Below are 1,673 nucleotides of genomic sequence, written 5' to 3' on the forward strand. Positions count from 1 at the left end.
GGCGACGGCCAGGCCACGGGGGTCGGCGTCGACGCCCAGCAGCGCGCCGGCCGTGGCCCCCGCCAACTCCTGGGCCAGCGGCACCACATCGACCTCACGGCCCGCGGCGAGCGGCGCGAGACCCCGGGCCAGCACCTCCGACCACACCGGCCGCAGCCGTTCCACCCCGGCCGCCGACAGGGCGTCGCCGAGTTCCCGGCGGCCGGCCCGGTGCTCCGCGCCCTGCTGGTCGAAGAGCACGCCCGGCCCGGGCTCGCCGCCCAGGGCGACGTGCGCGGCCCGCCCGGTCGTACCGGCCGCCGTCCGGTCCAGCGGCACGCGGGTCAACGCCTGCCGGAAGGCACCGGCCTCGTGCACCAGCACGGCCCGGCCGACCCGCACAACGGGCGCGCGCCGCGCGGCGGCCAGCAGTGCGAACAGCAGCGGATGCCCGGCCCGGTAGACCCGCCGGTCACGGCGGCGCGCGACGGCCGCGCCCCGCGCGGTCACAGCACGCCGCCCTGCCGGCGCGAGCCCGAGCCCGAACCCGAGCCTGAACCTGAGCGAAGGCCCAGCCGGGCCGCCGCCCGGCGCGCGGCGGCCGCCCGGTCCGGCTTGCGGGAACGGCCCTTCAGCGGGACCTCCCCGAGGAGCACCGCGTCGGGCCGAGCCGTGCCCATACGGGCCAGCGGCGCCGCGAGCGCCGACCGCAGCGTGCGGGGGTCCGCGTCCGGCTGCGGCTGGACCAGGGCGACAAGCCGCTCGTCACCGTCCTCGGCCGGCACCCCCACCAGCACGGCGAGCTCGACGCCCGGCACGTGCAACGCCGGTTCGTACAGCCCCGGATAGATGTTCTCCGCCCGGCGCAGCACCATGTCCTTGCACCGCCCCTCCAGCACGACCCTCCCGTCCTCGACGCGCCCGCGGTCACCCGTGCGCACCCACGGGTCCGGGGCGTCGCCCAGGTAGCGGTCCCGCGCGGCCGGGCCGGACAGCCACAGCTCGCCCGTGGTGCCGTCCGTCCTCGCCTCGACGCCGGGCAGCAGCGTGCCCACCAGATCACCCTCCCCGTCGAACGCCGCCTTCTCCGCCTGCTCGACGGCCGCCGCCGGGAACAGCTCGGTCAGCGCGTACACGCCCCACGCCTGTTCGGCGCCCGCCCGCCGCACCCGGGTCAGAAGCTCCGCGCTCGCCGGGGCCGAGCCCGTCCACACCCCGCCGGTGAAACGGGCGTCCTCCCGCAGCGCCGCTCGCAGCTGCGGCGGCGTCAGATACGTCGCCCGGGGCCGCAGCCGCCCGAGCTGCCGCGCCAGTACCCGCGGCGCGCGCGCCGGCAGCGCCACCGGCGCGCCGCCGGCCAGCGACGGCACGAGCACGAAGAACGTGCCGCCCAGCACCGGCCGCCCCGCGCGCGGGGCGAACAGCCGGCTCACCGCGCCCATCCCGGCCGTGACCGACGACCGGGTGTGGACCACCGCACGGGGCCGCGAAGTCGTTCCCGAGGTGAAGACGACGACCGCGTCCCCGTCCCCGTCCGGCCGCGCGGGCAGCGCCGCACGGGGCGCGTCCAGGTCCAGTGCCGGGGCGCAGCCCGGCAGCCGGGGGCCGAGCGTGGCCACCGGCCCCAGGTCGCCGAGCGCCGGCAGGGCCAGCGCCGCGCGGCGCGCCAGCGGCCGCGCCCAGCCGGCCACGGC

General features: G+C 79.7%; 1 protein-coding gene and 1 pseudogene. Both read right to left on the reverse strand.

Translation table 11 applies throughout. The features are described 5' to 3' along the window. Positions 1 to 489: pseudogene (locus AB0K09_RS33180) on the reverse strand (cytochrome P450); the annotation flags it as partial. Further along, the coding region (locus tag AB0K09_RS33185) for an AMP-binding protein (protein ID WP_366069106.1) at positions 486 to 1,673 on the reverse strand (1,188 nt) is incomplete at its 5' end. The gene AB0K09_RS33185 and the pseudogene AB0K09_RS33180, both read right to left, overlap by 4 nt.

Origin of the sequence: Streptomyces sp. NPDC049577, assembly GCF_040675635.1 — a bacterium.
GTDB lineage: Bacteria > Actinomycetota > Actinomycetes > Streptomycetales > Streptomycetaceae > Streptomyces.